General features: G+C 43.8%; 23 protein-coding genes. 17 read left to right on the plus strand and 6 right to left on the minus strand.

Features of this window, described 5'->3' with window-relative positions; translation table 11 throughout:
* Window positions 1–2: 2 nt before the first annotated feature.
* From rpsM to PO830_RS12905, 12 genes are all read left to right on the plus strand, one after another.
* The gene (gene rpsM, locus PO830_RS12850; protein ID WP_272853981.1) at window positions 3–377 is read left to right on the plus strand and encodes a 30S ribosomal protein S13; all 375 of its coding nucleotides are present in this window, start codon (window positions 3–5) and stop codon (window positions 375–377) included.
* A gap of 9 nt (window positions 378–386) precedes the next feature.
* On the plus strand, window positions 387–785 hold the full coding sequence (rpsK, locus tag PO830_RS12855; protein WP_272853982.1) for a 30S ribosomal protein S11: 399 nt from the start codon (window positions 387–389) through the stop codon (window positions 783–785).
* 94 nt (window positions 786–879) lie between these two features.
* Complete coding sequence (gene rpsD / locus PO830_RS12860) at window positions 880–1,485, plus strand: 30S ribosomal protein S4 (RefSeq protein ID WP_272853983.1); 606 nt, start codon at window positions 880–882, stop codon at window positions 1,483–1,485.
* A gap of 21 nt (window positions 1,486–1,506) precedes the next feature.
* Complete coding sequence (locus tag PO830_RS12865; RefSeq protein ID WP_272853984.1) at window positions 1,507–2,499, plus strand: DNA-directed RNA polymerase subunit alpha; 993 nt, start codon at window positions 1,507–1,509, stop codon at window positions 2,497–2,499.
* A 28-nt stretch (window positions 2,500–2,527) separates the two neighbouring features.
* Window positions 2,528–3,004, plus strand: coding sequence for a 50S ribosomal protein L17 (gene rplQ / locus PO830_RS12870; RefSeq protein WP_272853985.1), 477 nt, complete (start codon window positions 2,528–2,530; stop codon window positions 3,002–3,004).
* Window positions 3,005–3,122: 118 nt separating this feature from the next.
* Window positions 3,123–3,848: a hypothetical protein gene (locus PO830_RS12875; protein ID WP_272853986.1), complete on the plus strand. Its 726-nt coding sequence runs from the start codon at window positions 3,123–3,125 to the stop codon at window positions 3,846–3,848.
* 88 nt (window positions 3,849–3,936) lie between these two features.
* Entirely contained in the window at window positions 3,937–4,689 is a 753-nt protein-coding gene (locus PO830_RS12880; protein WP_272853987.1) for a hypothetical protein, read from the plus strand.
* A 47-nt stretch (window positions 4,690–4,736) separates the two neighbouring features.
* Window positions 4,737–5,438 (plus strand): hypothetical protein, encoded by a 702-nt coding sequence (locus tag PO830_RS12885; protein WP_272853988.1) that lies wholly within the window; start codon window positions 4,737–4,739, stop codon window positions 5,436–5,438.
* Window positions 5,439–5,541: 103 nt separating this feature from the next.
* Entirely contained in the window at window positions 5,542–6,666 is a 1,125-nt protein-coding gene (gene carA, locus PO830_RS12890; protein WP_272853989.1) for a glutamine-hydrolyzing carbamoyl-phosphate synthase small subunit, read from the plus strand.
* Between the two features lie 134 nt (window positions 6,667–6,800).
* On the plus strand, window positions 6,801–8,087 hold the full coding sequence (gene eno, locus PO830_RS12895; RefSeq protein WP_272853990.1) for a phosphopyruvate hydratase: 1,287 nt from the start codon (window positions 6,801–6,803) through the stop codon (window positions 8,085–8,087).
* 175 nt (window positions 8,088–8,262) lie between these two features.
* On the plus strand, window positions 8,263–9,549 hold the full coding sequence (locus tag PO830_RS12900) for a citrate synthase (protein WP_272853991.1): 1,287 nt from the start codon (window positions 8,263–8,265) through the stop codon (window positions 9,547–9,549).
* Window positions 9,550–9,592: 43 nt separating this feature from the next.
* The gene (locus PO830_RS12905) at window positions 9,593–10,507 is read left to right on the plus strand and encodes a dimethylarginine dimethylaminohydrolase family protein (RefSeq protein WP_272853992.1); all 915 of its coding nucleotides are present in this window, start codon (window positions 9,593–9,595) and stop codon (window positions 10,505–10,507) included.
* Here PO830_RS12905 and PO830_RS12910 read toward each other — a convergent pair.
* On the minus strand, window positions 10,504–11,064 hold the full coding sequence (locus tag PO830_RS12910; RefSeq protein WP_272853993.1) for a sugar O-acetyltransferase: 561 nt from the start codon (window positions 11,062–11,064) through the stop codon (window positions 10,504–10,506). The two genes, PO830_RS12905 and PO830_RS12910, sit on opposite strands and share 4 nt — an antisense overlap.
* A 193-nt stretch (window positions 11,065–11,257) precedes the next feature.
* On the opposite strand from PO830_RS12910, the gene ctlX reads away from it, so the two are divergent.
* Window positions 11,258–12,190: a citrulline utilization hydrolase CtlX gene (ctlX, locus tag PO830_RS12915; protein ID WP_272853994.1), complete on the plus strand. Its 933-nt coding sequence runs from the start codon at window positions 11,258–11,260 to the stop codon at window positions 12,188–12,190.
* 2 nt (window positions 12,191–12,192) lie between these two features.
* Here the strand turns inward: ctlX and PO830_RS12920 are convergent, their stop codons facing one another.
* Window positions 12,193–13,620: an SDR family oxidoreductase gene (locus PO830_RS12920; protein ID WP_272853995.1), complete on the minus strand. Its 1,428-nt coding sequence runs from the start codon at window positions 13,618–13,620 to the stop codon at window positions 12,193–12,195.
* 106 nt (window positions 13,621–13,726) lie between these two features.
* On the opposite strand from PO830_RS12920, the gene PO830_RS12925 reads away from it, so the two are divergent.
* Window positions 13,727–13,933 (plus strand): hypothetical protein, encoded by a 207-nt coding sequence (locus tag PO830_RS12925; RefSeq protein ID WP_272853996.1) that lies wholly within the window; start codon window positions 13,727–13,729, stop codon window positions 13,931–13,933.
* Here the strand turns inward: PO830_RS12925 and PO830_RS12930 are convergent.
* Window positions 13,930–14,361, minus strand: coding sequence for a hypothetical protein (locus PO830_RS12930; RefSeq protein ID WP_272853997.1), 432 nt, complete (start codon window positions 14,359–14,361; stop codon window positions 13,930–13,932). The genes PO830_RS12925 and PO830_RS12930 overlap by 4 nt on opposite strands.
* A gap of 76 nt (window positions 14,362–14,437) precedes the next feature.
* Between PO830_RS12930 and argS the strand changes: the two genes are divergently transcribed.
* Window positions 14,438–16,219 carry an arginine--tRNA ligase gene (argS, locus tag PO830_RS12935; RefSeq protein ID WP_272853998.1) on the plus strand — a complete coding sequence of 594 codons (1,782 nt, stop codon included), beginning with the start codon at window positions 14,438–14,440 and terminating at the stop codon, window positions 16,217–16,219.
* A gap of 1 nt (window position 16,220) precedes the next feature.
* On the opposite strand, the gene PO830_RS12940 is transcribed toward argS, so the two are convergent.
* Genes PO830_RS12940 through PO830_RS12950 form a run of 3 tightly spaced genes read right to left on the minus strand, consistent with a single transcriptional unit; the run spans window position 16,221 to window position 20,250 of the window.
* Window positions 16,221–18,785 carry a TonB-dependent receptor gene (locus PO830_RS12940; protein ID WP_272853999.1) on the minus strand — a complete coding sequence of 855 codons (2,565 nt, stop codon included), beginning with the start codon at window positions 18,783–18,785 and terminating at the stop codon, window positions 16,221–16,223.
* Window positions 18,766–19,671: a FecR family protein gene (locus tag PO830_RS12945; protein WP_272854000.1), complete on the minus strand. Its 906-nt coding sequence runs from the start codon at window positions 19,669–19,671 to the stop codon at window positions 18,766–18,768. Before PO830_RS12945 ends, PO830_RS12940 begins: the two co-directional genes overlap by 20 nt.
* 57 nt (window positions 19,672–19,728) lie before the next feature.
* The gene (locus PO830_RS12950) at window positions 19,729–20,250 is read right to left on the minus strand and encodes an RNA polymerase sigma factor (RefSeq protein WP_272854001.1); all 522 of its coding nucleotides are present in this window, start codon (window positions 20,248–20,250) and stop codon (window positions 19,729–19,731) included.
* A 95-nt stretch (window positions 20,251–20,345) separates the two neighbouring features.
* On the opposite strand from PO830_RS12950, the gene PO830_RS12955 reads away from it, so the two are divergent.
* Both PO830_RS12955 and PO830_RS12960 read left to right on the plus strand, forming a co-directional pair.
* On the plus strand, window positions 20,346–22,115 hold the full coding sequence (locus PO830_RS12955; protein ID WP_272854002.1) for a hypothetical protein: 1,770 nt from the start codon (window positions 20,346–20,348) through the stop codon (window positions 22,113–22,115).
* 24 nt (window positions 22,116–22,139) lie between these two features.
* A complete protein-coding gene (locus PO830_RS12960) occupies window positions 22,140–22,631 on the plus strand; it encodes a hypothetical protein (protein ID WP_272854003.1) in 492 nt (163 codons plus the stop codon).
* Window positions 22,632–22,663: the final 32 nt, after the last annotated feature.

Genomic DNA, 22,663 nt, shown 5'->3' on the forward strand with positions numbered 1-22,663 from the left:
TTATGGCAAGAATCGCAGGTGTCGATATCCCTAAACAAAAGAGGGGTGTAATCGCGTTAACGTATATCTTCGGAATCGGTAAAAGCCGGGCCCAAGAAATACTTGAAAAAGCCGGAGTAGACGAGAACAAAAAGGTACACGAATGGAACGATGATGAAATCGGAAACATTCGTGAAGCGGTTGGATCGTTTAAAATCGAAGGTGAACTACGTAGCGAAGTTCAATTGAGCATCAAACGCTTGATGGACATCGGATGTTACAGAGGTATTCGTCACAGAGCTGGTCTTCCTTTACGAGGGCAGCGCACGAAGAATAACTCGAGAACAAGAAAAGGAAAACGTAAAACTGTTGCTAACAAGAAGAAGGCAACTAAATAATCACTAGAAATGGCAAAGTCTAACCCAAAAGCGAAAACCGCTAAAAAACGGAAAGTGAATGTTGAGTCGGTAGGAGAAGCACATGTTACTGCCTCCTTCAACAACATCATCATTTCGTTAACGAATAAGAACGGAGATGTTATTTCTTGGTCTTCTGCCGGTAAAATGGGCTTTAGAGGTTCTAAGAAGAACACTCCTTACGCTGCTCAATTAGCTGCTGAAGATGCTTCAGGAGTTGCGCATGCGGCAGGTCTACGTAAAGTTAAAGTATACGTTAAAGGACCTGGAAACGGGCGCGAGTCGGCGATTCGTTCTATTCACAATGCCGGAATTGAAGTTACTGAGATCATCGACGTAACACCGCTTCCGCACAATGGATGTCGACCTCCAAAACGTCGAAGAGTATAATTTTATAATATCAATCACCTGAAGGAACCAAGAACCTTAGAGGATAAGCTAACAACGACCTTAATTTAAGGTTCCCTTCAATAAATCAATAGAAATGGCAAGATATACTGGTCCAAAAACTAAAATAGCCCGAAAATTTGGTGAGGCTATCTTCGGAGACGATAAGTCGTTCGAAAAAAGAAATTACCCTCCGGGACAGCACGGAAACAACCGTCGTCGCGGGAAGAAGTCGGAATACGCAATTCAGCTTGCTGAAAAGCAAAAAGCAAAATACACCTATGGTATTTTAGAGCGTCAATTCCGTAACATGTTTAAGAAAGCGACGGCCGCTCCCGGAATTACCGGTGAGGTGTTGCTACAGCTTTGTGAATCGCGTCTCGATAACGTAGTGTATCGAATGGGGATCGCTCCTAGCCGTCCCGCGGCACGTCAATTGGTATCACACCGTCACATCACGGTAAATGGTGAGAAAGTAAACATCCCATCCTATCAATTAAAAGCGGGAGATGTGGTAGGTGTTCGTGAAAAATCGAAATCACTTACCGCTATCGAAGCATCACTAGACAACGCGAGTCACGTGTACGAATGGATCACTTGGAATGGTGACTTGAAAGAAGGAACCTTTGTGTCTGTACCACAGCGCATCCAGATTCCTGAAAACATCAACGAGCAGTTCATCGTAGAATTGTATTCTAAATAATAAAAACACACCCGTCATATTATGGCAGTATTTACATTTCAGAAGCCTGATAAAGTTATCATGATTAACTCCACCGACTTCGAGGGGAAATTCGAATTTCGCCCGTTGGAGCCAGGATATGGATTAACTGTTGGTAACGCATTGAGACGTGTATTGTTGAGCTCTTTAGAAGGGTTTGCCATTACATCGGTTCGCATCGAAGGAGTAGATCACGAGTTTTCAACTATCGCCGGTGTGGTGGAAGATGTTACCGAGATCATCCTGAACCTGAAACAAATCCGCTTTAAGCGTCAAATTGATGAAATCGATAACGAAACGGTAACTATCTCTGTTTCCGGATCAGAAACCTTAACGGCAGGAGACTTTCAAAAGTTCATTTCTGGATTCCAGGTGTTAAACCCCGATTTGGTGGTTTGTCACATGGACAAAAAAGTGAACCTGAATTTCGAGATTACGATCGAAAAGGGACGCGGTTATGTTCCAGCCGAAGAAAATAAAAAGTCGAATGCTCCTTTAGGAACGATTTTTACAGACTCTATCTATACTCCGATAAAAAACGTAAAGTATAGTATCGAGAACTACCGTGTAGAACAGAAAACGGATTACGAGAAGTTGATATTTGAAATTATTACCGACGGCTCGATTCATCCAAAAGATGCCCTAACGGAAGCTGCAAAAACACTAATTCATCATTTTATGTTGTTCAGTGATGAGCGCATTACTTTGGAAGCTGATGAGATTGCGCAAACTGAGACCTATGATGAGGAATCCTTACATATGCGTCAGTTGTTAAAAACCAAATTGGTTGATATGGACCTAAGTGTTCGTGCCTTGAATTGTTTGAAAGCTGCCGAGGTTGATACCTTAGGAGATTTGGTTTCGTACAACAAGAACGACTTGATGAAGTTCAGAAACTTCGGAAAAAAATCCCTTACTGAATTAGAGGAATTGGTAAGTACCAAAGGACTTAGTTTCGGTATGGACTTGTCAAAATATAAATTGGATAAAGACTAGGGCGTACTAGTTATATAAGCATAAGAACATGAGACATCGAAAGAAATTCAATCACTTAGGAAGAAAGACCGCGCATCGTAAGGCTATGTTAGCCAATATGGCGTGTTCCCTAATTGAGCATAAAAGAATCAACACGACGGTTGCCAAGGCAAAAGCTTTGAAGCAATTTGTAGAGCCTTTGGTGACCAAGTCGAAAAACGATACGACACACAATCGTCGTATCGTATTTAGTAAGTTGCGTCAAAAAGATGCCGTTACCGAATTGTTTAGAGAAGTAGCTGTAAAAGTAGGAGATCGTCCGGGAGGCTATACCCGTATTATTAAGCTGGGTAGCCGATTGGGAGATAGCGCCGAAATGGCGATGATCGAATTGGTTGATTACAACGAATTGTACAATGCCGGAAAACCTGCGAAAAAGAAATCTACACGTCGTAGTCGACGTGGTGGCGGAAGCAAAACAACAGCTCCTGCTACGCAAACTAAAGCTGCTAAAGAAGAAGAATAAGAGTTAAACATCATTGCAGTATTATTTTTAATATATTGAAAGGGTAAGGTTTTGTAAAGCCTTACCCTTTTTTGGCATATACTTTGTTTATTTGATTACCTAAAATTTAAAAAAATCTATGAAAACCATTTTTCTGTTACCATTAATGCTATGTTCGATCCTCGTATCGGCACAACCTGATGACAACGGTAGAAGCAATGTCGACGCTAACAACAGCGCGAATACCCAAGTTTTGCAAAGCATCTCTCAGAATGTAAATCAACGGGCAAACCTTCAAGGAAGTGCTGTGTTTTACAATCCTAAGTTTGATCGGGAGGGATCGGTTTATTTGTTCGACCGTTGGGATAATACGGCGCGTGTCTACCCAAAAACAGGTGGATTCTTTACTACTAGCAATATGAACTTCAACATTCAACGAAGCATGTTCGAGAGTAAGAAAAACGATTCCATTAAGGGATGGAACTTTGCGAGTATCGACAAGATCAGTTTAGACGGAAAAACCTTTAAGAGTTATTATTTTGAACCTTTAAAGCGACAAGTAATCTTTGAAGTAATTTTTGAAGGAGAGGACTTCTCAATCTTGAAAAAGTACGATATCTACATTCAGCCGGGAAACCCAAACCCAATGATTGGTCGTATGCGTGATAAGGTTATTCAACGCTCTGATTATTTTGTAGATACTCCTACCGAACTAAAAGAAATTCGTTTTAACAAACGTAATATTCTCGATTTGTTCAGCAAAGAAAAGAGAGAACTTGCTGAAGACTATGCGCGTAAGTATGAAATGTCTTTTCGCGATGAGGAAGATCTACAAAAGATCCTGAATTTCGTTCAGCATCAATAGCTGAGAGCAAGTTGTTTGTAGTGTTTTTTTGATTTTAGGTGCTAATTGATCGTCAATTAGGTTTTGTTTCAACATTAAATAATTTGATATGAAATTTCAAATCAGCATCTTTCTGATTTTAGCATCACCATTCTTGTTCGCTCAAAATCAATCTCAAACTACTACTGCCTTTGCCGGTGCTTCCACCAATATTAATGGCTTACAAGCAAATCAAGAAGGTACTTTGATCAATATTCAGGGTACCTTTTCTAAAATTCTAGGACTCAACATTCTGGAATTCGATGACCTCATTTTCGCAGAGGCTTCCATGGAGGGTTCTTCTTTGTTGTTCGAAGATTGGAACCAAACCGCCACTTTTATTGCTTCTGAGAAAAAGTACCGAGTAGGCGGAGTCAATTACGATATTCGGAGAAAATCCTTTATTGCTAAGATTTCTGAAGACTCCCTCTTTACCTTCGACGCTAACTTGTTTAATCGAGCCATCGTTGGAAACCGAACCTTCATCACCCACGGAACCAACGCGCAACCCAATGAAGTTTACGAATTGATTTTTGAAGGGGAAGATTTTTTATTGGTGAAAAAACATTCCGTAAAAATAAAAGAGGGAAATCCGAATCCTATGCTCGGACAGATGCGGGATAAAATAATTAAGCAATCTACTTATTACGTTCTTCAAAATAATCACCTCAGAGAAACACGACTTTCTAAGAAGAACGTTTTGGGGATGTTATCTAGAGAAGATAAAGAGATCGCGCAGGAATACGCCAAGAAATACCGTCGTTCTTTTAGAGATGAACAAGACTTACAGCAAATTTTAAATTATGTGTCTAATCAATCTTAAGTTGGCCATTATAATAAATTTGATCCATGTTTAAATACTGATATGATATGAAAACACAAGCTCTCTTTTTCGGAATGCTATTACTCTGTACAATCGCCAGCGCACAGGATCAACCTGTGAATCCGAATAACAATAACCTACAAGCCATTGGAGCTTTCGGAGCGAATGGAAATAATTTCGGTACTAGTTCTGTGGTGATCAACCCTCCTGAAAAGGTAGAAGGGTCGGTCCATCTCTTCGAGCGATGGAATAACACCGGTATTTTCACCATACCCGATCGCGATAAGCAGTTATATCTTCGGAATATTAATTACAACATTTTAAGAGATCGTATTGAATCCCAAATAGGGAAAGATTCGATCTTTACCTTCGACACGGGCCGAATTGAAAGTGTTTCCATAAATGGAAGAATTTTTAAAAATGTGTATACGCCCTCGATGCGAGCGAGTAAGTTGTACGAGGTGATCTACGAAAATGATTCTTTTGCTATTCTGAAAAACTATTATGTAACCATAGATGAAGGATCTGATAACCCTATGGTGAATCGACCTAATAAATACGCGCAGCACGATCAATACTATCTGAAACGAGGAGGATCTTTAAAGAGCTTCAAACTGAAGAAGCGAACGATCTTAGCCTTGGCTGGCGCTAAAGCGGAAACCGTAGCACAGTATGCAGATAAAAACGATTTGTCGTATCGAAGTGATAGAGATGTCAATCGAATGCTTTCGGCCGTATTGGATAACTAACTGAAAGGAGCGCTCGGCGCTCCTTTTTTTTGTTTATATGTTTTTAAAAAATTGATTTCAACAACTTTTGTAAAAATAGTACCTTTGACAAATTCAAATTCACATGAAATACGTATCTAGAAAACCCGCACTTATTTTATTGGCCGATGGCACAATTTTCCACGGAAAATCAGTTGGAGGCAGAGAAGGAACCGCATTCGGTGAAGTTTGTTTCAATACCGGAATGACTGGCTATCAGGAGATTTTCACCGACCCATCCTACTTCGGTCAGTTAATGGTAACAACCAATGCGCACATCGGAAATTACGGCACACAAGAAGAGGAGGTAGAATCAGAAGGCGTTAAAATCGCTGGCCTCATCTGTAGAAATTTCAGCTATCATTATTCGCGTGCAGCAGCCGATGATTCACTCGAAGGCTTTTTGGAAACGAATAATCTGCTGGCCATTAGCGACGTAGATACCCGAGCGTTGGTAAGCTATATTCGTGATCATGGTGCTATGAACGCAGTTATTTCGACCCGAGTTGACGAGGTTTCTGAACTGAAGAAGGAACTGGCTAAAACGCCCGATATGAATGGTCTGGAATTGGCGAGTAAAGTGTCTGCTAAAGAACCGTACTTCTTCGGAAATGAAAAGGCAACCTATAAAGTAGCGGCTCTTGATTTGGGCATCAAGAAAAATATCCTAAGAAACTTGGCGAAGCGCGATTGCTATATCAAGGTATTTCCATACAATACATCTTTCGAAGAATTACAGGCGTTTCAACCAGACGGATATTTCATCTCTAATGGTCCCGGTGATCCCGAACCGCTATCCGGCGCGATTTCGGTTGCCAAGAAAATTATTGCGACAGGAGCACCACTTTTTGGTATCTGTTTAGGACATCAAGTGATCGCCTTGGCCCACGGTATTGGCACGTACAAAATGCATCACGGGCATCGCGGCATCAATCACCCCGTTGTAAATTTGCTAACAGGTAAGGGTGAGATTACGTCACAAAATCACGGGTTCGCGATCAATCGCGAAGAGGCAGAAGCGCACCCCGATATTGAAATTACGCATCTACATCTCAACGATAAGACGGCTGCTGGTATTCGTGTCAAGAACAAACCTGTGTTTTCGGTACAATATCATCCGGAAGCCAGCCCAGGGCCGCATGATGCGAGATATTTATTCGACACCTTTTTGGACAATATAAAACAAACACAAACTGTAGAAGCCCATTAATATGGGCTTTTTTTTGGGCGGAAAACGAAAACGTTTTAGTGTTAAATTTCGATGAAAAATACCGGGGTGTGGCGAAGTAATTCCGCTGAAAACCTGCAACTTTTGTATCTTCACCTGATAAACAAACGATTATTATGAGCATAATTATAGATATACACGCCCGGCAGATTTTTGATTCACGGGGGAATCCAACCGTTGAAGTGGACGTAATTACTGAAAATGGATTCGTAGGACGCGCTGCGGTACCCTCTGGAGCTTCTACAGGAGAACACGAAGCGGTTGAATTACGCGATGGTGGATCCAATTATATGGGGAAAGGTGTACTGAAGGCCGTAGAGAACGTCAACGGAAAAATTGCCGGAACGCTCTTAGGAGTTTCAGTATACGAACAAGCGATGATCGATCAAATTATGATTGACCTAGACGGCACTCCCAATAAATCAAAGTTGGGAGCAAATGCCATTCTCGGTGTTTCTCTGGCCTGTGCGAAAGCCGCCGCAAACGAACTGGGACAACCTTTATATCGCTATGTGGGTGGTGTAAGTGCCAAAACACTTCCGGTACCTATGATGAATATCATCAACGGAGGATCTCACAGTGACGCGCCCATCGCTTTTCAGGAGTTTATGATCATGCCTGTTAAGGCAAAATCATTTACGCACGCCATGCAAATGGGCTCTGAAATTTTTCATCATTTGAAAAAGGTACTTCATGATAGAAACCTGAGTACAGCCGTAGGTGATGAGGGAGGATTTGCCCCTACCTTGGGCGGAACCGAAGACGCCTTAGATACCATTAAAAAAGCTACCGAAGACGCAGGCTATCAGTGGGGTGATGAAATTATGGTGGCCTTAGATTGCGCTGCTGCCGAATTTTTTGTGGATGGTTCTTACGACTATACAAAATTTGAAGGTTCCGAAGGAAAGATTCGAACCTCCGAACAGCAAGCCGATTATTTAGCGGAGCTTGTGGATAACTATCCTATTATCTCTATTGAAGATGGTATGGATGAAAACGACTGGGACGGTTGGAAGTATCTTACCAAGAAAGTTGGACACAAGGTGCAATTGGTTGGTGACGATTTGTTTGTGACCAATGTGGAGCGCTTGTCACGTGGTATTGAAAATGGAATTGCTAATTCCATCTTGATAAAAGTCAATCAAATTGGGACGCTTACAGAAACCATTGCAGCCGTTTCCATGGCACATCGTGCCGGATACACTTCTGTGATGTCGCACCGTAGCGGAGAAACGGAAGATAATACCATCGCCGATCTTGCGGTCGCCTTGAATACCGGTCAAATCAAGACAGGTTCTGCCTCAAGAAGCGATCGCATGGCAAAATATAATCAATTGTTGCGAATTGAAGAAGAATTAGCCGATACCGCCTATTTTCCTAAAAGAGACGCCTTCAAGATTTAAAATCATTCTAGCGAATCGTACAAAGCTGTCAAATCCTTGGCAGCTTTTTTTTATCGTCGATGGTTAGATGCGTTTTAATAATTTTTTAACCAAACCAAAGCGGATAAAATGTTAATAAATACCTTAACATTTTGTATCTTAGCACTTCTGAATTTTCAAAAATCTTTTCAACTATATGTCAAAAATTGCTACCCTTGAAATAGACGGTAAAAAGTACGAATTTCCCATTACCACAGGAACCGAGAATGAATCTGCAATCGATATTAAGGCGCTGCGATCCAGCACCGGTGGCATTACTACCATCGATCCAGGTTATAAGAATACTGGTTCTTGTGAAAGTGCCATCACCTTTTTGAATGGTGAGGAAGGAATTCTTCGTTATCGCGGGTATGCCATAGAAGAACTGGCGGAAAAAGCAGATTTTCTTGAAGTTGCTTACTTGTTGATTTTTGGAGAATTACCCACGAAAGAACAACTCTCGAAATTTCATTCTGATATTAAGGCCCAGTCCCATGTCGATGAAGACGTGAAAAAAATTATTGATGGATTTCCGAAGTCGGCTCACCCCATGGGGGTATTGTCCTCTTTGACATCTGCCCTGGTGGCGTTCAACCCTTCTTCAGTGAATGTAGATAGCGAAGAAGACATGTATAATGCCATTGTAAGGATCCTCGGAAAATTCCCTGTATTAACCGCCTGGGCATACAGAAAGCGTGTTGGACTTCCGCTCGATTACGGAGACGATTCCTTGGGCTATGTAGAGAACTTCTTAAAGATGATGTTCAAGAAGCCAAGTGGCGAATATTCCACTAATAAAGTGGTAGTCGACGCGCTAGATAAGTTACTTATTCTTCATGCCGATCACGAACAGAACTGTTCTACGTCAACCGTACGGATGGTAGGGTCTTCCCATGCGGGTCTTTTTGTATCTATCTCCGCAGGAATTGCTGCCCTTTGGGGCCCACTGCACGGAGGCGCGAATCAAGCCGTGATCGAAATGTTAGAAGGAATTAAGGAAGATGGGGGCGACACCAAAAAATACATGGCGAAAGCCAAGGATAAGGAAGATCCCTTCCGATTGATGGGCTTCGGGCACCGCGTATACAAGAACTTTGATCCACGTGCGAAAATCATTAAGAAGTCGGCTGACGAAGTACTAGGCGATCTAGGCGTAGACGATCCCGTTTTAGAGATCGCTAAAGGTCTGGAAAAAGAAGCCCTGGAAGATTCTTACTTCGTTGACAGAAAACTATATCCGAACGTTGACTTCTACTCTGGAATTATCTATCGAGCGATGGGGATCCCGGTTGAAATGTTCACGCCTATGTTTGCCTTAGGCCGACTGCCAGGATGGATTGCGCAGTGGCGCGAAATGCGACTTCGGAAAGAACCAATCGGACGACCACGCCAAGTGTATATTGGTGAAAACCTAAGGTCCTTCAAGGAAATAGATAAACGATAATCTTAAAAGCATCCAATACTTGGGTGCTTTTTCAATTTCAGTTATGTTGAAAGTACACATCACCGACGAAATTTCACGTCTGCGGGCCGTTATCTTAGGGACCGCAAGAAGCAATGGCCCTGTGCCGGCGCTGGAGGATGCCTACGATCCCAAATCAGCGGAACACATTAAAGCAGGCACCTACCCAAAGGATGAGGATATGGTTCGTGAGATGGATGCCGTCGCCAAGGTGTTTGAAAAATATGACGTTACCGTCTATCGGCCCAGAGAAATCGAAAATCTCAATCAAATTTTTACGCGCGATATCGGTTTTGTTATTGACGATATTTTTATCAAAGCCAATATTCTGCCCGACCGGGACGAAGAGATTGAAGCGATTCAATATGTGATCGATCAAATACCGAAGGATAAAGTGCTTCAGTTCCCTGAGGAGGTTCACGTAGAAGGAGGTGATGTCATGCCCTGGAACGACTATATTTTTGTAGGAACCTATTACGGGGAGGATTACCCAAATTATATTACTGCGAGGACCAACGTAGAAGCTGTGGAAGCCTTACGGAAAGCCTTTCCGAAGAAAACCGTTAAATCGTTCAGCTTAAGCAAGTCGAATACAGCCGCAAAGCGAAATGCCCTGCATTTAGATTGTTGTTTCCAACCTTTAGGCAATGGCAAAGCGATAATTCACAAAGAAGGATTTTTGGTAGAAGAGGAATATCAGTGGTTGGTCGATTACTTCGGAAAAGAAAACTGCTTCCACATTACGCCTCAGGAAATGTACGATATGAATAGTAACGTTCTTTCGATTGCTCCAGATGTTATCATTTCAGAAAAGAACTTCACAAGACTAAATACCTGGCTCCGAAGCGAGGGCTTCACCGTAGAAGAAGTTCCCTACGCCGAAATAGCCAAACAAGAAGGCTTACTGCGCTGTAGTACGCTACCGCTTATTCGAGATTAGTCATTCGCTATGGTTCGAATGACGCGGGCGGGATTTCCGGCGACAAAAGCATTGTCGGGAACGTCCTTCGTAACCACCGCACCAGCGCCTACCACTGCAGCATTGCCAATGGTCACTCCGGGGCAAACAATTGCGCCCCCTCCAATCCATACTTGATTGCCGATGGTTATCGGTTTTGCATACTCTGTACCCGAATGGCGCGCTATGGCTTTCATTGGGTGTGTCGCTGTGTAGAGTTGAACATTAGGAGCAAGCATCACCTGATTCCCAATTTGAACTGACATGACATCCAGAATGCAACAATTGAAGTTCATAAAGACGTCTTTCCCCACGGTGATATTGTATCCATAGTCGCAATAAAAAGGAGGCTCAATCCATAATCCGTCTCCGGCAGATCCAAAAAGCTTATAAAAAAGGGCATTTCGCGCTTCTTTATCTGTATCACCCATGGTATTGATTTTTTGAAACAACAAGCGAGCATTGTGGCGCTCCTCGACGAGTTGCGCATCTAAGGGATCGTAAAGGTCGCCCCGAAGCATTTTATCTTTTTCGGTCATGGTTTTTCTTTTGTTAAAGGTAGTATATTCCACATGAATGCGGTGATAGTAACTCAGGCAGAGAGGCTATGTCAGGCAGCGGATAGGTCGCTTGCAAGCGCTCAAAAAACGGTTGAAAAAATTTAAATTACGAGTTCATTTTTGGGGAATAATTTCGGTAGTTTTGCAATCAATTTATGAACTACATTTCCCTATGAAACAAATCACTGATACCGTCCTGATGGTTCGCCCGGTTGGCTTCCGAATGAATGAAGAAACCGCTGTGAATAACTATTTTCAAGAAGATATCGATTTGAAGAATGCGGAAATTAATGCCAAGGCCCAAGCCGAATTTGATACGTTTGTTGAAAAGCTTCGATCGGTTGGAATTCAAGTGGTGGTATTTCGAGATGATAGCCAATTAGATACGCCCGATTCCATCTTTCCAAACAATTGGGTGAGCTTCCATGAGAACGGTGATGCCGTCATCTATCCCATGTTTGCGGAAAACCGTAGAAAGGAACGTCGCGAGGAGATATTTACGACCTTAGAAGAGCATGGTTTTGAGGTGAAGCATATTGTAGATTATACCGATGCGGAGCAAGAAGGGTATTTCTTGGAAGGAACAGGAAGTCTGCTCTTAGATCGCGTTCATAAAAAAGCGTATTGCGCGCTTTCCCCGAGAGCCGATGAAGAACTGTTTATCGAATTCTGCGAGGATTTTGAATACACCCCGGTGATTTTTACGGCGAACCAAACGGTGAATGGTGAACGCATGCCTATTTATCATACCAACGTGATGATGTGTCTGGCCGAAGAATTTTGTGTGATTTGTTTGGATGCCATCGACAACCGACTTGAAAAGAAGAATGTGGTGCAGCATCTCAAAGCTGATGGAAAGGAATTAGTGCCTATTTCGGAAGCGCAAATGCATCAGTTTGCCGGAAACATGCTACAGGTGCAAGGAGAACACAATAAGTACCTGGTGATGAGCAAGGCGGCGCACGACAGCCTCGACGCGTCACAAAAAAAGATCATTGAATCTCATTGCGAGATCTTAAGCAGCGATCTTACCACCATTGAAACCTGTGGCGGCGGAAGTGCTCGCTGTATGATGGCCGAGGTATTTCTTCCGAAGAAATCTTAGCCTTACTTCGAAGTAGCGATATTTCGAATCATCCCTTCGAAGATAAAGTAATGAAACGGGAGCATCAAATACCAGTAGATGCGCCCCCAGAGTCCGCGGGGTCGAAAGGTCGCTGTTTGATGGAGTACATTCTTTTCATCGATACAAAACTCCAGCCAGGCCTCTCCGGGCACGCGCATTTCAGCAAATAAGAGCAGGCGCTTGTCTTCTTTGTCTGCTAACAATACCCGCCAAAAATCCAAAGAATCACCTTCATAGATCTTATTGGGATGAGTACGCCCACGCCGCAGTCCCACTCCTCCAAAAAGTTTGTCAATATAGCCTCGGATCTTCCACAGCGTTGTGGCGTAGTACCAGCCTTTATTTCCTCCTATCGACCAGATATTCTCCAGGGCTTGTTCAGGGTGGGTAAGCGGGAGTTGTTTCTCGTCTTTTAAACAACCGTACTTTGGCACCTGAATATAGGGCTCCAATCCTCTTCGGAAACGACCGCTTACCATAGAATCCTTCCAGGAAGAAATCACCTGGTTCTGCTCTATTTTCTCGAAGGCCAGTTCAATTGCGGTACGATAACCAATGGGCTGTACGTTAAGTAGTTCTTGTAGCCGGGTATCTTTGGAAATCACCTCTACCCGCATACTGTCTACTAAATTTAAGGCAAGCTTGTAGGAGGTAGACGTAACGAAATAAAGCCAATAGGAAGATAGTCGGGGCGACATCACGGGGACGTCGAAAATATACAATCGAAGGTTTCGAACGGTACAATAGGTTTGCATCATTTCCTTATACGTAAGAATGTCGGGTCCTCCAATGTCGTATGATTCATTATAGGTAGCCTCAGTTCCAAGAACTCCGGTGAGGTAGTGCATCACATCTCGAATAGCAATGGGTTGACAGCGCGTTTTTACCCATTTCGGAGTAATCATCAGGGGAAGTTTCTCACAGAGATCTCGTATGATCTCAAAAGAGGCGCTTCCAGAACCTACAATGATAGCCGCCCGTAATACCGTGAGTGCAACCTCTCCCTTGGAAAGAATCTCCTCCACGTTTTTACGAGAGCTGAGGTGTTTGGAAAGTTCTTCCTCGTTGCTGATCCCGCTTAGGTAGATGACTTGTTGACAATGGGTAGGAGCTAAGTATTTCAAAAAGTGTGATGCCGATCGGGCCTCCTTTTCATCAAAATCTTGCGTAGAACTGCTCATCGAGTGGATGAGGTAGTACGCTGCGTCAATGTCGATAGGAAGTTTCGAGGGTTCAGGATCTTCTAAGAAATCAATTTCTATAATTTCGATGCGTTCTCGCATTTTGGCATCCACAGCGAGCCGCTTGGCGTTGCGTACCACGCATACTACCTCATGTCCGGCTTCTAAAAGTAAGGGGAGGAGTCGCATGCCAATATATCCATTGGCGCCCGTAAGCAAAATCTTCATTGTATAAATGTAGGACTTCCTAGCGTTCAATCTCGTTAAAAAGGGGTTAAGAATCGCAGCGGCACCTAATTATCTTCTATCTTTATTCACTAAACCAACCGTTCTCATGAAGATTTTAAAAACCGTTTTGGTCGTTGTGGGTCTCGTATTGATTGCAATCGGACTCTATAACGCGTTTGTTCCGCAACAGGTGGTAGATATTGGTCCGCTTGAGGTTTCCGCCAAGGAAGGGCTCAGCAATCAAACCATCGCTATGATCGCCTTAGGCGTTTTGGCACTCCTTGCCGGCGCATTTATGAGGCCCCGCACTTAAGAAGGGAATTGACCGGAGGCGATATAGGTTGCTTTCGCAGCCGATAGATTTTTCATAAAGCGATGAATTTTCTTGTCGGAAGGTCGCGCTGTAACCTTTACATATTGCGTCTCACGATAGATAGAATATAGTTCTGCCTCTCCTTTATACAAAGTAAGTTTGTGATAAGGGATCACCCATGCATACGATTCTAAGAGCGAACGGAAGCCCACAATAATACCCGAAGGGCGCATTTCAATGTTACAAACATTGCGGTTGTTGTCTAAAATCAGGAGATTGTTAATGGTTACGCTCGCTTCGGTGATAATGAGGTGCCCAATTCCAATCCCGCCTCGTTTGATTCGTTCTTTGAGCGAAAATGGCTTGCCAACTTCACCTTCTATCTTGCGAACTACCTGGTGATTGTTATACGATACATTCAATAGCATAATTCCTCTAAAGATACGGAATTGACCCCTAGCAAAAAGGGAAAATCCCGTATCTTTGCCCCCTTAAAACCGTCTTATGAAGTTGCAGGTATTGCTTTCAGAACACATTAAAAAAGCCGTCCACGAACTTTTCGATGCGACGCTCGAAACCGTAGAGTTTCAGGCGACGCGCAAAGAGTTTGAAGGCGATATTACAGTCGTAGTATTTCCTATGTTACGCGTGGTGAAAGGCAATCCGGCAGTCATTGGGGAGCAGTTGGGGAGCTATCTGGTGAAATCGGTAGCGCAGGTAACTTCTTTTAATGTGGTGAAAGGGTTTTTAAATATCGTGCTTAGCGACGATTATTACCTCAATTTTTTCTACGCTTCAGGGCCGTTCGAGCACTTCGGAATGGTTTCCGAAGGAACTGATGCCGTGATGGTGGAATACTCTTCTCCCAACACCAACAAACCCTTGCATTTAGGACATATCCGAAACAACTTGCTGGGATATTCGGTGGCTGAAATACTAAAAGCCTCTGGAAAGAAAGTATATAAAACGCAGATCATCAATGACCGAGGTATCCATATTTGTAAAAGTATGTTGGCCTGGCAGCGCTTCGGAAACGGTGAAACTCCTGAGTCTACCGGACTGAAGGGAGACAAACTGGTTGGAAATTACTATGTTAAATTCGATCAGGAATACAAAAGGGAAGTTGCTGAACTCGTTGCTAACGGTACTTCCGAAGAAACCGCGAAGACAGAAGCTCCTATATTAATAGCGGCCAAAGAGATGCTGCGAAACTGGGAAGCCGGAGATCCCGAAACCGTGGCCTTATGGCAGAAAATGAATGGTTGGGTGTATAAGGGATTCGATAAAACCTATAAGGCCTTGGGTGTTGATTTTGATACGCTTTATTACGAAAGTGATACCTATTTGCTTGGGAAAGAGGTGATTGAAGACGGTCTCGCTAAAGGGGTTTTCTATACGAAGGAAGATGGGTCGGTTTGGTGCGACCTTACCGAAGACGGCTTAGACGAGAAACTGGTATTGCGCAGCGACGGGACCGCGGTCTATATGACGCAGGATATGGGTACCGCCGTGCAGCGAATCAAAGACCATCCCGATGTCAACGGAATGATCTATACCGTTGGTAACGAGCAAGACTATCATTTCAAAGTCTTATTCCTGATTCTGAAAAAACTAGGGTATCAATGGGCCGAAAACCTGTTTCATTTAAGCTACGGAATGGTCGATTTACCTTCCGGAAAAATGAAAAGTAGAGAAGGTACTGTTGTAGATGCCGACGACCTTATTGCCGATATGGCTAAGACGGCCGGTGAAATTTCCGAAGAGCTTGGAAAGATTGATGATCTTTCCGAAGTAGCGAAGAAAGAATTGTATCACACCATCGGCTTGGGAGCGTTGAAATACTATATTCTGAAAGTGGATCCCAAGAAGCGAATTCTTTTTAACCCGGAAGAGAGTGTTGATTTCCAGGGGAATACGGGGCCATTTATTCAGTACACCTACGCTCGTATCCAATCTATTTTGCGAAAAGCGGTAAGGCAATTGCCTATGGATCGAGCGATAACACCCAACTTCGAATTACACGAAAAGGAACGGGAGCTATTAAAACTGTTGCAGCAATTTCCGGAAACGGTGCAACAGGCAGCCGAACAATACAGTCCGGCCCTGATCGCCAACTATACGTATGAATTGGTGCGCGAATTCAATTCGTTCTACCAGAACGTACCTATTTTAGGCTTGGAAACCGAAGCGGTCTCTATCTTTAGAGTACAATTAGCGGAAGCCGTGGGAAAGGTGATTAAAAATGCATTTTCGCTATTAGGAATTTCGGTGCCAGAAAGAATGTAGCTTAGAACAGCCACTGCACCGAAACATTTGGAGTGAACCCGAGGGACGATTCTTCAATCTGCTGTACTACAGGGGTTCCTTCACTATTGGTATTTAGCACATATCGTATGTTCAGGATGTTCTTTCGATTGAGCACGTTCAGCAAGGCAACGTTCATTTTTAGATCACTTCGTTCACTTAGCTCCCAAACATATTCTGCCGCCAGATCTGCCCGAATGTAATTGGGAAGTCGTTCCTGATTGGGACGGTCGTATACCAATTGCGGGGTGTCTGCGGAAGTATCAATTTCATTTCCTTCTAAAGGCACTGTATACGGTTTGCCGGTATTCATTCGGAGCCCGGCGCTCATTTTAAGGCCTTTCCAAACGTAGGTGCCTGCAAGGGTAAGGCGATGCCGTACATCAAAATTACTAGGAAATACAGCGGGGAGCAGGTCTGGGAAGTCGTATTCATTGTTGTTATAGATATAGGCGATCCACCCGTAAAAATCGTTCACCTTTCTACTTATAAGGGCTTCCACACCGTATACTGAATAGCTTCCAACGACTCGCGCCAGTTGAAATTGATTCTGAAATCCCTGGCTGTTGCTACCCACACCTTCAACCGATTTGTAGAACCCGGTGGCATTGAGAACCCAGCTTTTTTTAGCATAGGAGAGCCCCAGAGATGCCTGTTTACTGGTCTTTATTGGTGTATCTTCGGCATCGGCCAGGATCCATCTCCTTTTTTCTAAGCCCAAGAAGTCGCTGTTGAAATCGATGCGTTGTGTGGTGGTTTGATTTCTAAATTCTCCTGAAGCTTCTACCGCAAACCCGTTACCTAGATCCTGCCAAATATGTAGTCGGGGTTCCAGCCGAAAGGAGGAAAATTTTTCAAAATAATGACCTCTAAGACCGCCCCGAATCACCGTTCTTCCCTCATGCAGCGAAAGGTCCATTTGCGAATACACCACATGCGTTCTAAGCACATCTTTTTCATAATCTCGAAACCGAGGCAAGTTCACATCTTGGGTGTTGGCGATGCCTACTTCTGAAAAGTGATACCCATTATGCCATGCCATATTTTCAGAAAGAGAGAATTGCGTATTTGCTTGCACACTTAGGTCTAACACCTCGTTTTCCTGAAGCAATGCCTGCCGCGAGAGTAAATCGGCATTAAACGCTGCTAGAAAATAGTAGCTCACGTAGGCTTGCACTTCCGTACGAAAGCGGCGGCTCCAATTACGCTCCCATTGCAGACCTGTGGCCAAACTGGTTTGGTCGAGTTTGTTGGTTTCAGAAATAGCATTGGAAGGAATTTCTTCGACGATGTCCAGGTCGTTATCGATGGCGATCAAATTCCACTGGAGTCGATCTTTAGGCGTAAACTGCCAGGATAGTTTTCCGCTGAGATCATAAAATACGAAATCCTCACGGGTCTCAATATCGGTTTCGTTGACTCCACTTTCTAAATTGGTGATATCGGTATTCTGAAAAATGCGTTGTGAATAGGTAGCGTAGGCGGGAGATTCAACAATATTGTTAATGGAGCGTCGCCCCGAAACCTGTACGTAAGCCTTGTCTGAAATGGGAATATTGGCCATTGCGTTGGCATTAAGCAGGTTAAATCCTAACCCGCCCTGAAAACGATCTGGCTTTTTATTGGAAGAATGCATCGCAATAATACCGCTCACACTTTCACCATACCATGCCGGTGCTCCATTTTTATATACCTTCAAGCGTTCTGTGATGTAGGGATTGTAGGCTGAGATCAGGCCAAAAAAGTGTCCCGTTTGGTACATGCGAATACCATCCCACAGCACGACATTCTCATCATTATTACCGCCTCTGATATTGATGGTAGAAATAGTTTCGTTCACACTTTCTACGCCCGGAACATTTTGAACCACCTGGAGCACATCGTTTTCTACCTGTCCAGGCACCAGGCTAAAATCATCGGCCTTCACTACCGTAGAACCATCTGCATTCTGGTCGATACCTTGCACTAAAATCCCTTGGATTCGCACGGTTTCCAATAAAGAGATCGCCGTAAACATGAGAAATTGGGGGCAGTTGTTACGCAAGGCTGCTACAGGAAGGGTAAGGGTTTCGTACCCGACATGGCTAATTCTTAGCATGGTTCCGGAGCTGCCTTCCGGAATAGAAAAATATCCCTGTTGGTTGGTGGTGGTGCGAAAACTACCATCGGTCATGGTAATGGTCGCTTCAGACAAGGGCACTCGTTGGAGTCCGTCTATAAGTTGCCCACAGCGTTCGGTGGTGGGAACTCCTTTTTTAGTCACTGCAATATAACGCGTGTCAATTGTAGTAAAGGTAAGGTCTGTTTGTGCTCTGAGGTACGCAAGACTTTCAGACAAGGAATTTTGTTTGGATGGAGGAGGTAGTCGAACATCAAGAACCACAGAAGCATCATAGGAAAAGCGAACGTCGTACTGCGTTTCAAGTAGGGTTAGAATGGCAGTGAGCGGTTGGGCACCAGTATTCTGACCCCATGTCTTGGGAGCAAGAAGGAGTATTGATATAATAATAAGTCTGACTGCCGTCCACTTAATCTTCTGCTGCAGCATAAATGGTAACGTATTCGCCATCAATAGTATACGTGAGGCCTAATGGTTCAAATACCGAACGCAGGGCCACTTCAAGGTCGTTGTGGGGGAAACTACCCGTAAATTGTTTTTGTAGGTTGGAAGGGCGGTTTATCGTGATGGGATATTGTCGTTCTAATTCTTCAATAATAAGGGCGAGGGAAGTGTTTTCGAAACTGCTTTCCTCTTGCATCCAGGAGGGAGTGCTAACTGTGGCATGACGGAAGTTTTGCAAGCCGCCAGAAACCACACGCAGCGTATTTCCGGCCGCCACGTCTACCAACGTGTCACCATAGCGTACTCGTACCAATCCTTCATAACAACTTACGGAGAATTGAGAGGGGCGGGAATGGACATTGAATTCGGTTCCTAGCACTTCAACCGTACCATAGCTGGTAGTAACAGTAAAGGTCTTTCCCTTTTCTACGTCAAAAAACGCTTCTCCTTCCAAGGTAAGTTGGCGGTCTTCTTCCCAACCCTTATTGTCGTAACGCAAGGTAGATGCTGCATTGAGCGCCACCACCGATTGATCGGGTAAGGTAATCGATTCTTTTTGTGCGATGCGGGTAGTGATTTCCGTGCCTTGCGTAGCCAGAAAAAAATAGGCGACGGCGACAACCGCAATGGCTGCGGCTATGCCCCCAAGCCATCTTAGGTTACGCCCTGTTGATGTGGACGACGTATCCTTCAGCAAGCGTTGCTGCAATTGGTCGTACTGGGCATCGGCATGCCATTCGGGCACGGTAAATTCGGCCGTAGCTTCAGCTATTTTCAGGTAGCTCGCGGTTTCTGGATTCGCTCGGAGCGCGTCGGTATCGGCTTTAGATGCCTCACCGTTTAACCAATTATGTAATTTTTCTTTCAACATTTTGGGGTGTTCTCTATGTCTGTAACAAATAACTTTCGGTTTACCCTACCTCTACTATCATATATTTTCAATGCTTTTCCGAAGCGATTGCAACGCTAAACTCATGCGCTTTTCTACGGCTTTTACAGAAATACCTAAAATTTCAGCAATTTCATGATATTTCTTGCCTTCAATTCGGTTTAACAAAAAAGCGGTGCGTTGTGCTTCCGTCAATTCTGCAATAGCATCCTGCACCTTTTTTCGGTATTGTTTTTCCTCTAATAAAAACTGAGGCGATTGGTGTTCTATCTTATGCGGTTGTAGTTGTGCGTGTTTGAGTACCACTTTTTGATGGGCGACTTCGTTCAGGAATAAATTTTTGGCTACGGTATACAAAAAAGACTTTGCTTTATTCGTTGAGACGGTAGAACAGTTTTTCCACAGCTTCACAAAGGCTTCCTGCACATAATCACTAGCCTGGGCAGCATCGCCACATTTGAAATACATGAAATTGTACAAATGCCTGCTTTGTTCTTTGTAAATCGCACTGTACACTTTTTCGTTACAGACGTCGTTCGTATTGGGCTTTATAGGTTGCATTGGTACGAAGATATTTAAAATTTTTAGGTTTGAAGGGTAGGGTATCTTGATTCTAGTTTGTTTCAATACTAAAGCCCCAAAAATGAGCTGTAAAAATGAAACCGATATATTTCCTATTATTTTTCGCGAGCAGTTTGATAATAACTTCCTGCCAACAAGAGGCTAAAGAATTCATTGACGAAACCGATGAAGAAGAGACCTTCACCGCCACGGCAAACCTGACAAGTTTGTTGGTACGCACCGCACAGAATTTTGGTGGAATAGATGATGTTATCGACGGAAGCGATTGCTTTTCCATTCAGTTGCCTATTACAGTTATTGTAAACGGGCAAGAGGTGACGGTTGCAGAAGCATCTGATTACGACCAGGTGACCACTATTCTGGATCAGTTTCCAGATGATGTCGATACGGTTGAATTCGTTTTTCCGATAACCGTGGTGTTAGCCGATTTTACTGAGATTGTTTTGAATAATCAGGATGAATTTGACGCCTTGTCTGCACTTTGCGATGAAGGCGGATTTTTAGCCTCTATAGGCTGTGTCGATTTGGTGTATCCTATTACCTTTTTCAGATTTAATGCGAGCAGTGAACAGACCGATACGGTAACCGTGACAGATGATTTAGCGCTGTATCAGTTTCTTACACAATTGCAGGAAGACGAGTTTATAAGCATACAATATCCGCTATCGCTAGTGGTGAACGGAACTACCGTTACCGTTTCTAGCAATCAGGAATTGGAAACCCAATTAGCGAATGCCGAATGCACTACAAGCGGTGGTATCGACGAGGCTGAATTTACCACTATTTTGACCGCGGCTCCCTGGTATGTTGGATATTATTTTGACGATCTAGACATGACCAGCACGTTTCAAGGTCATGAGTTTACCTTTGCTTCCGATGGGAGCGCGGCTGTCATGACTGCTTCGGAAACCACTGCGGGAACGTGGCAGTTTGATGTAGATGGAGACCGATCATATCTCGATTTTTTCTTCGGAGCTCAGACGCCTCTCAACCAATTGAATGAATACTGGGAGATCGTAACGTATTCTTCCGAAGAAATTACCTTCCGAACCGTTAGTAGTGGTGATGGTAGTATTGATTATCTAACGCTAAGTAGCACACCTCCTTCCGGTGGTGGCGACGATACCGAACTGAATGAATTTATCAATACCCTTACCACCGACACCTGGTTTGTGACGCTCTTAGAGGATAGCGAAACCGACCTCACCTGTAATTACCTTGACTACACGTTCAATTTCATTCAGAACGGCACGGCAACCGCTGTCACGGGTGCTGCCACTCGAAATGGAGTGTGGCGTATTGAACGGGAAGGTGGCGTGCTTGTACTCACACTAAATTTTGACAGCAGTGGTAGTGGCAATCCATTAGGCGATCTAAACGATGCCTGGGAGGTAGACTCTTTTACCATGGATGCTATTGCGCTACGAGATGCCAGCAGTGGCGGTGATGACGATCTGCTCTCTTTTGGTCGATCGCTTCCAACAAGCTGCGATTCGGGTCCCGATCCACAAGAATTGCGGAATATCCTGACGCAGGGCACATGGTTTGTAGAGCAATATCTGGATGATGGCGACGATGAAACTAATGTATTTTCGGGTTATGACTTCGCGTTCCAATCAGACGGATCGGTGAATGCCAACAACGGCTCAGAAAACGTACCCGGAATTTGGGCCGTGGGAATTGCGGGAGAGGAACTCAGTTTCGAATTTGATATGGATAGTCCTATCAATGATGCCGATGATGACGATTATCGCGCTATCAGTTACGATGCCACAACCGTTACCTTCATTACTCGTGATAGTAGCGGTGCAACAGAAGATATATTAACCTTTAAACGAAATTAATTAAACCCTTAAAACAAACACTTTATGAAAAATAGAATTGCCTTTCTTAGTATCTTACTTACTTATGTATTCTTTGTTGCTGCTTGTTCCAAAGATGATGATAACTCGAATGGGAATACCCCTAATGACAATGGGACCGTGGCACAACAAACGGCTACGGTAGCCGATACCGGAACCTGGCAGGTAACGCTGTTTATTGATTCTGATGAAGACGAGACCTCCGATTTCAACGGCTATGTATTTACATTTGATGCCGACGGATCGGTGGTGGCTGATAATGGAACTACCTCGATCTCTGGGACCTGGTCCATTACCGATAGTAGCTCTTCCAGTGATGACGACGGAAGCTCTAGCGATGATGATTTCAATCTGTTCTTTTCGGTGCCGGATACCAGTGATTTTGAAGATCTGAATGACGATTGGGATATCGTATCGGTTTCCGGTGACAAAATTGAGTTGCTTGACATTAGCGGAGGAAACGGTGGTACCGACCGATTGATTTTCGAGAAATTATAATCCTTTTTTGCCCCAAGAAAGAGCCACCCGTA

This window comes from Altibacter sp. HG106, assembly GCF_028561755.1.
In the GTDB taxonomy this organism is placed as follows: domain Bacteria; phylum Bacteroidota; class Bacteroidia; order Flavobacteriales; family Flavobacteriaceae; genus DFVG01.

Bases quoted from the DNA above. Each gene is read 5' to 3' on its own strand.
- PO830_RS12880 (WP_272853987.1), top strand. From the start codon at position 3,937: ATGAAATTTCAAATCAGCATCTTTCTGATTTTAGCATCACCATTCTTG.
- rpsD (WP_272853983.1), top strand. From the start codon at position 880: ATGGCAAGATATACTGGTCCAAAAACTAAAATAGCCCGAAAATTTGGT.
- PO830_RS12865 (WP_272853984.1), top strand. From the start codon at position 1,507: ATGGCAGTATTTACATTTCAGAAGCCTGATAAAGTTATCATGATTAAC.
- PO830_RS12905 (WP_272853992.1), top strand. From the start codon at position 9,593: ATGTTGAAAGTACACATCACCGACGAAATTTCACGTCTGCGGGCCGTT.
- PO830_RS12930 (WP_272853997.1), bottom strand. From the start codon at position 14,361: ATGCTATTGAATGTATCGTATAACAATCACCAGGTAGTTCGCAAGATA.
- PO830_RS12910 (WP_272853993.1), bottom strand. From the start codon at position 11,064: ATGACCGAAAAAGATAAAATGCTTCGGGGCGACCTTTACGATCCCTTA.
- PO830_RS12900 (WP_272853991.1), top strand. From the start codon at position 8,263: ATGTCAAAAATTGCTACCCTTGAAATAGACGGTAAAAAGTACGAATTT.
- PO830_RS12885 (WP_272853988.1), top strand. From the start codon at position 4,737: ATGAAAACACAAGCTCTCTTTTTCGGAATGCTATTACTCTGTACAATC.
- PO830_RS12875 (WP_272853986.1), top strand. From the start codon at position 3,123: ATGAAAACCATTTTTCTGTTACCATTAATGCTATGTTCGATCCTCGTA.
- PO830_RS12950 (WP_272854001.1), bottom strand. From the start codon at position 20,250: ATGCAACCTATAAAGCCCAATACGAACGACGTCTGTAACGAAAAAGTG.
- PO830_RS12940 (WP_272853999.1), bottom strand. From the start codon at position 18,785: ATGCTGCAGCAGAAGATTAAGTGGACGGCAGTCAGACTTATTATTATA.
- ctlX (WP_272853994.1), top strand. From the start codon at position 11,258: ATGAAACAAATCACTGATACCGTCCTGATGGTTCGCCCGGTTGGCTTC.
- PO830_RS12945 (WP_272854000.1), bottom strand. From the start codon at position 19,671: ATGTTGAAAGAAAAATTACATAATTGGTTAAACGGTGAGGCATCTAAA.
- carA (WP_272853989.1), top strand. From the start codon at position 5,542: ATGAAATACGTATCTAGAAAACCCGCACTTATTTTATTGGCCGATGGC.
- rpsK (WP_272853982.1), top strand. From the start codon at position 387: ATGGCAAAGTCTAACCCAAAAGCGAAAACCGCTAAAAAACGGAAAGTG.
- PO830_RS12960 (WP_272854003.1), top strand. From the start codon at position 22,140: ATGAAAAATAGAATTGCCTTTCTTAGTATCTTACTTACTTATGTATTC.
- eno (WP_272853990.1), top strand. From the start codon at position 6,801: ATGAGCATAATTATAGATATACACGCCCGGCAGATTTTTGATTCACGG.
- PO830_RS12955 (WP_272854002.1), top strand. From the start codon at position 20,346: ATGAAACCGATATATTTCCTATTATTTTTCGCGAGCAGTTTGATAATA.
- argS (WP_272853998.1), top strand. From the start codon at position 14,438: ATGAAGTTGCAGGTATTGCTTTCAGAACACATTAAAAAAGCCGTCCAC.
- rpsM (WP_272853981.1), top strand. From the start codon at position 3: ATGGCAAGAATCGCAGGTGTCGATATCCCTAAACAAAAGAGGGGTGTA.
- PO830_RS12920 (WP_272853995.1), bottom strand. From the start codon at position 13,620: ATGAAGATTTTGCTTACGGGCGCCAATGGATATATTGGCATGCGACTC.
- rplQ (WP_272853985.1), top strand. From the start codon at position 2,528: ATGAGACATCGAAAGAAATTCAATCACTTAGGAAGAAAGACCGCGCAT.
- PO830_RS12925 (WP_272853996.1), top strand. From the start codon at position 13,727: ATGAAGATTTTAAAAACCGTTTTGGTCGTTGTGGGTCTCGTATTGATT.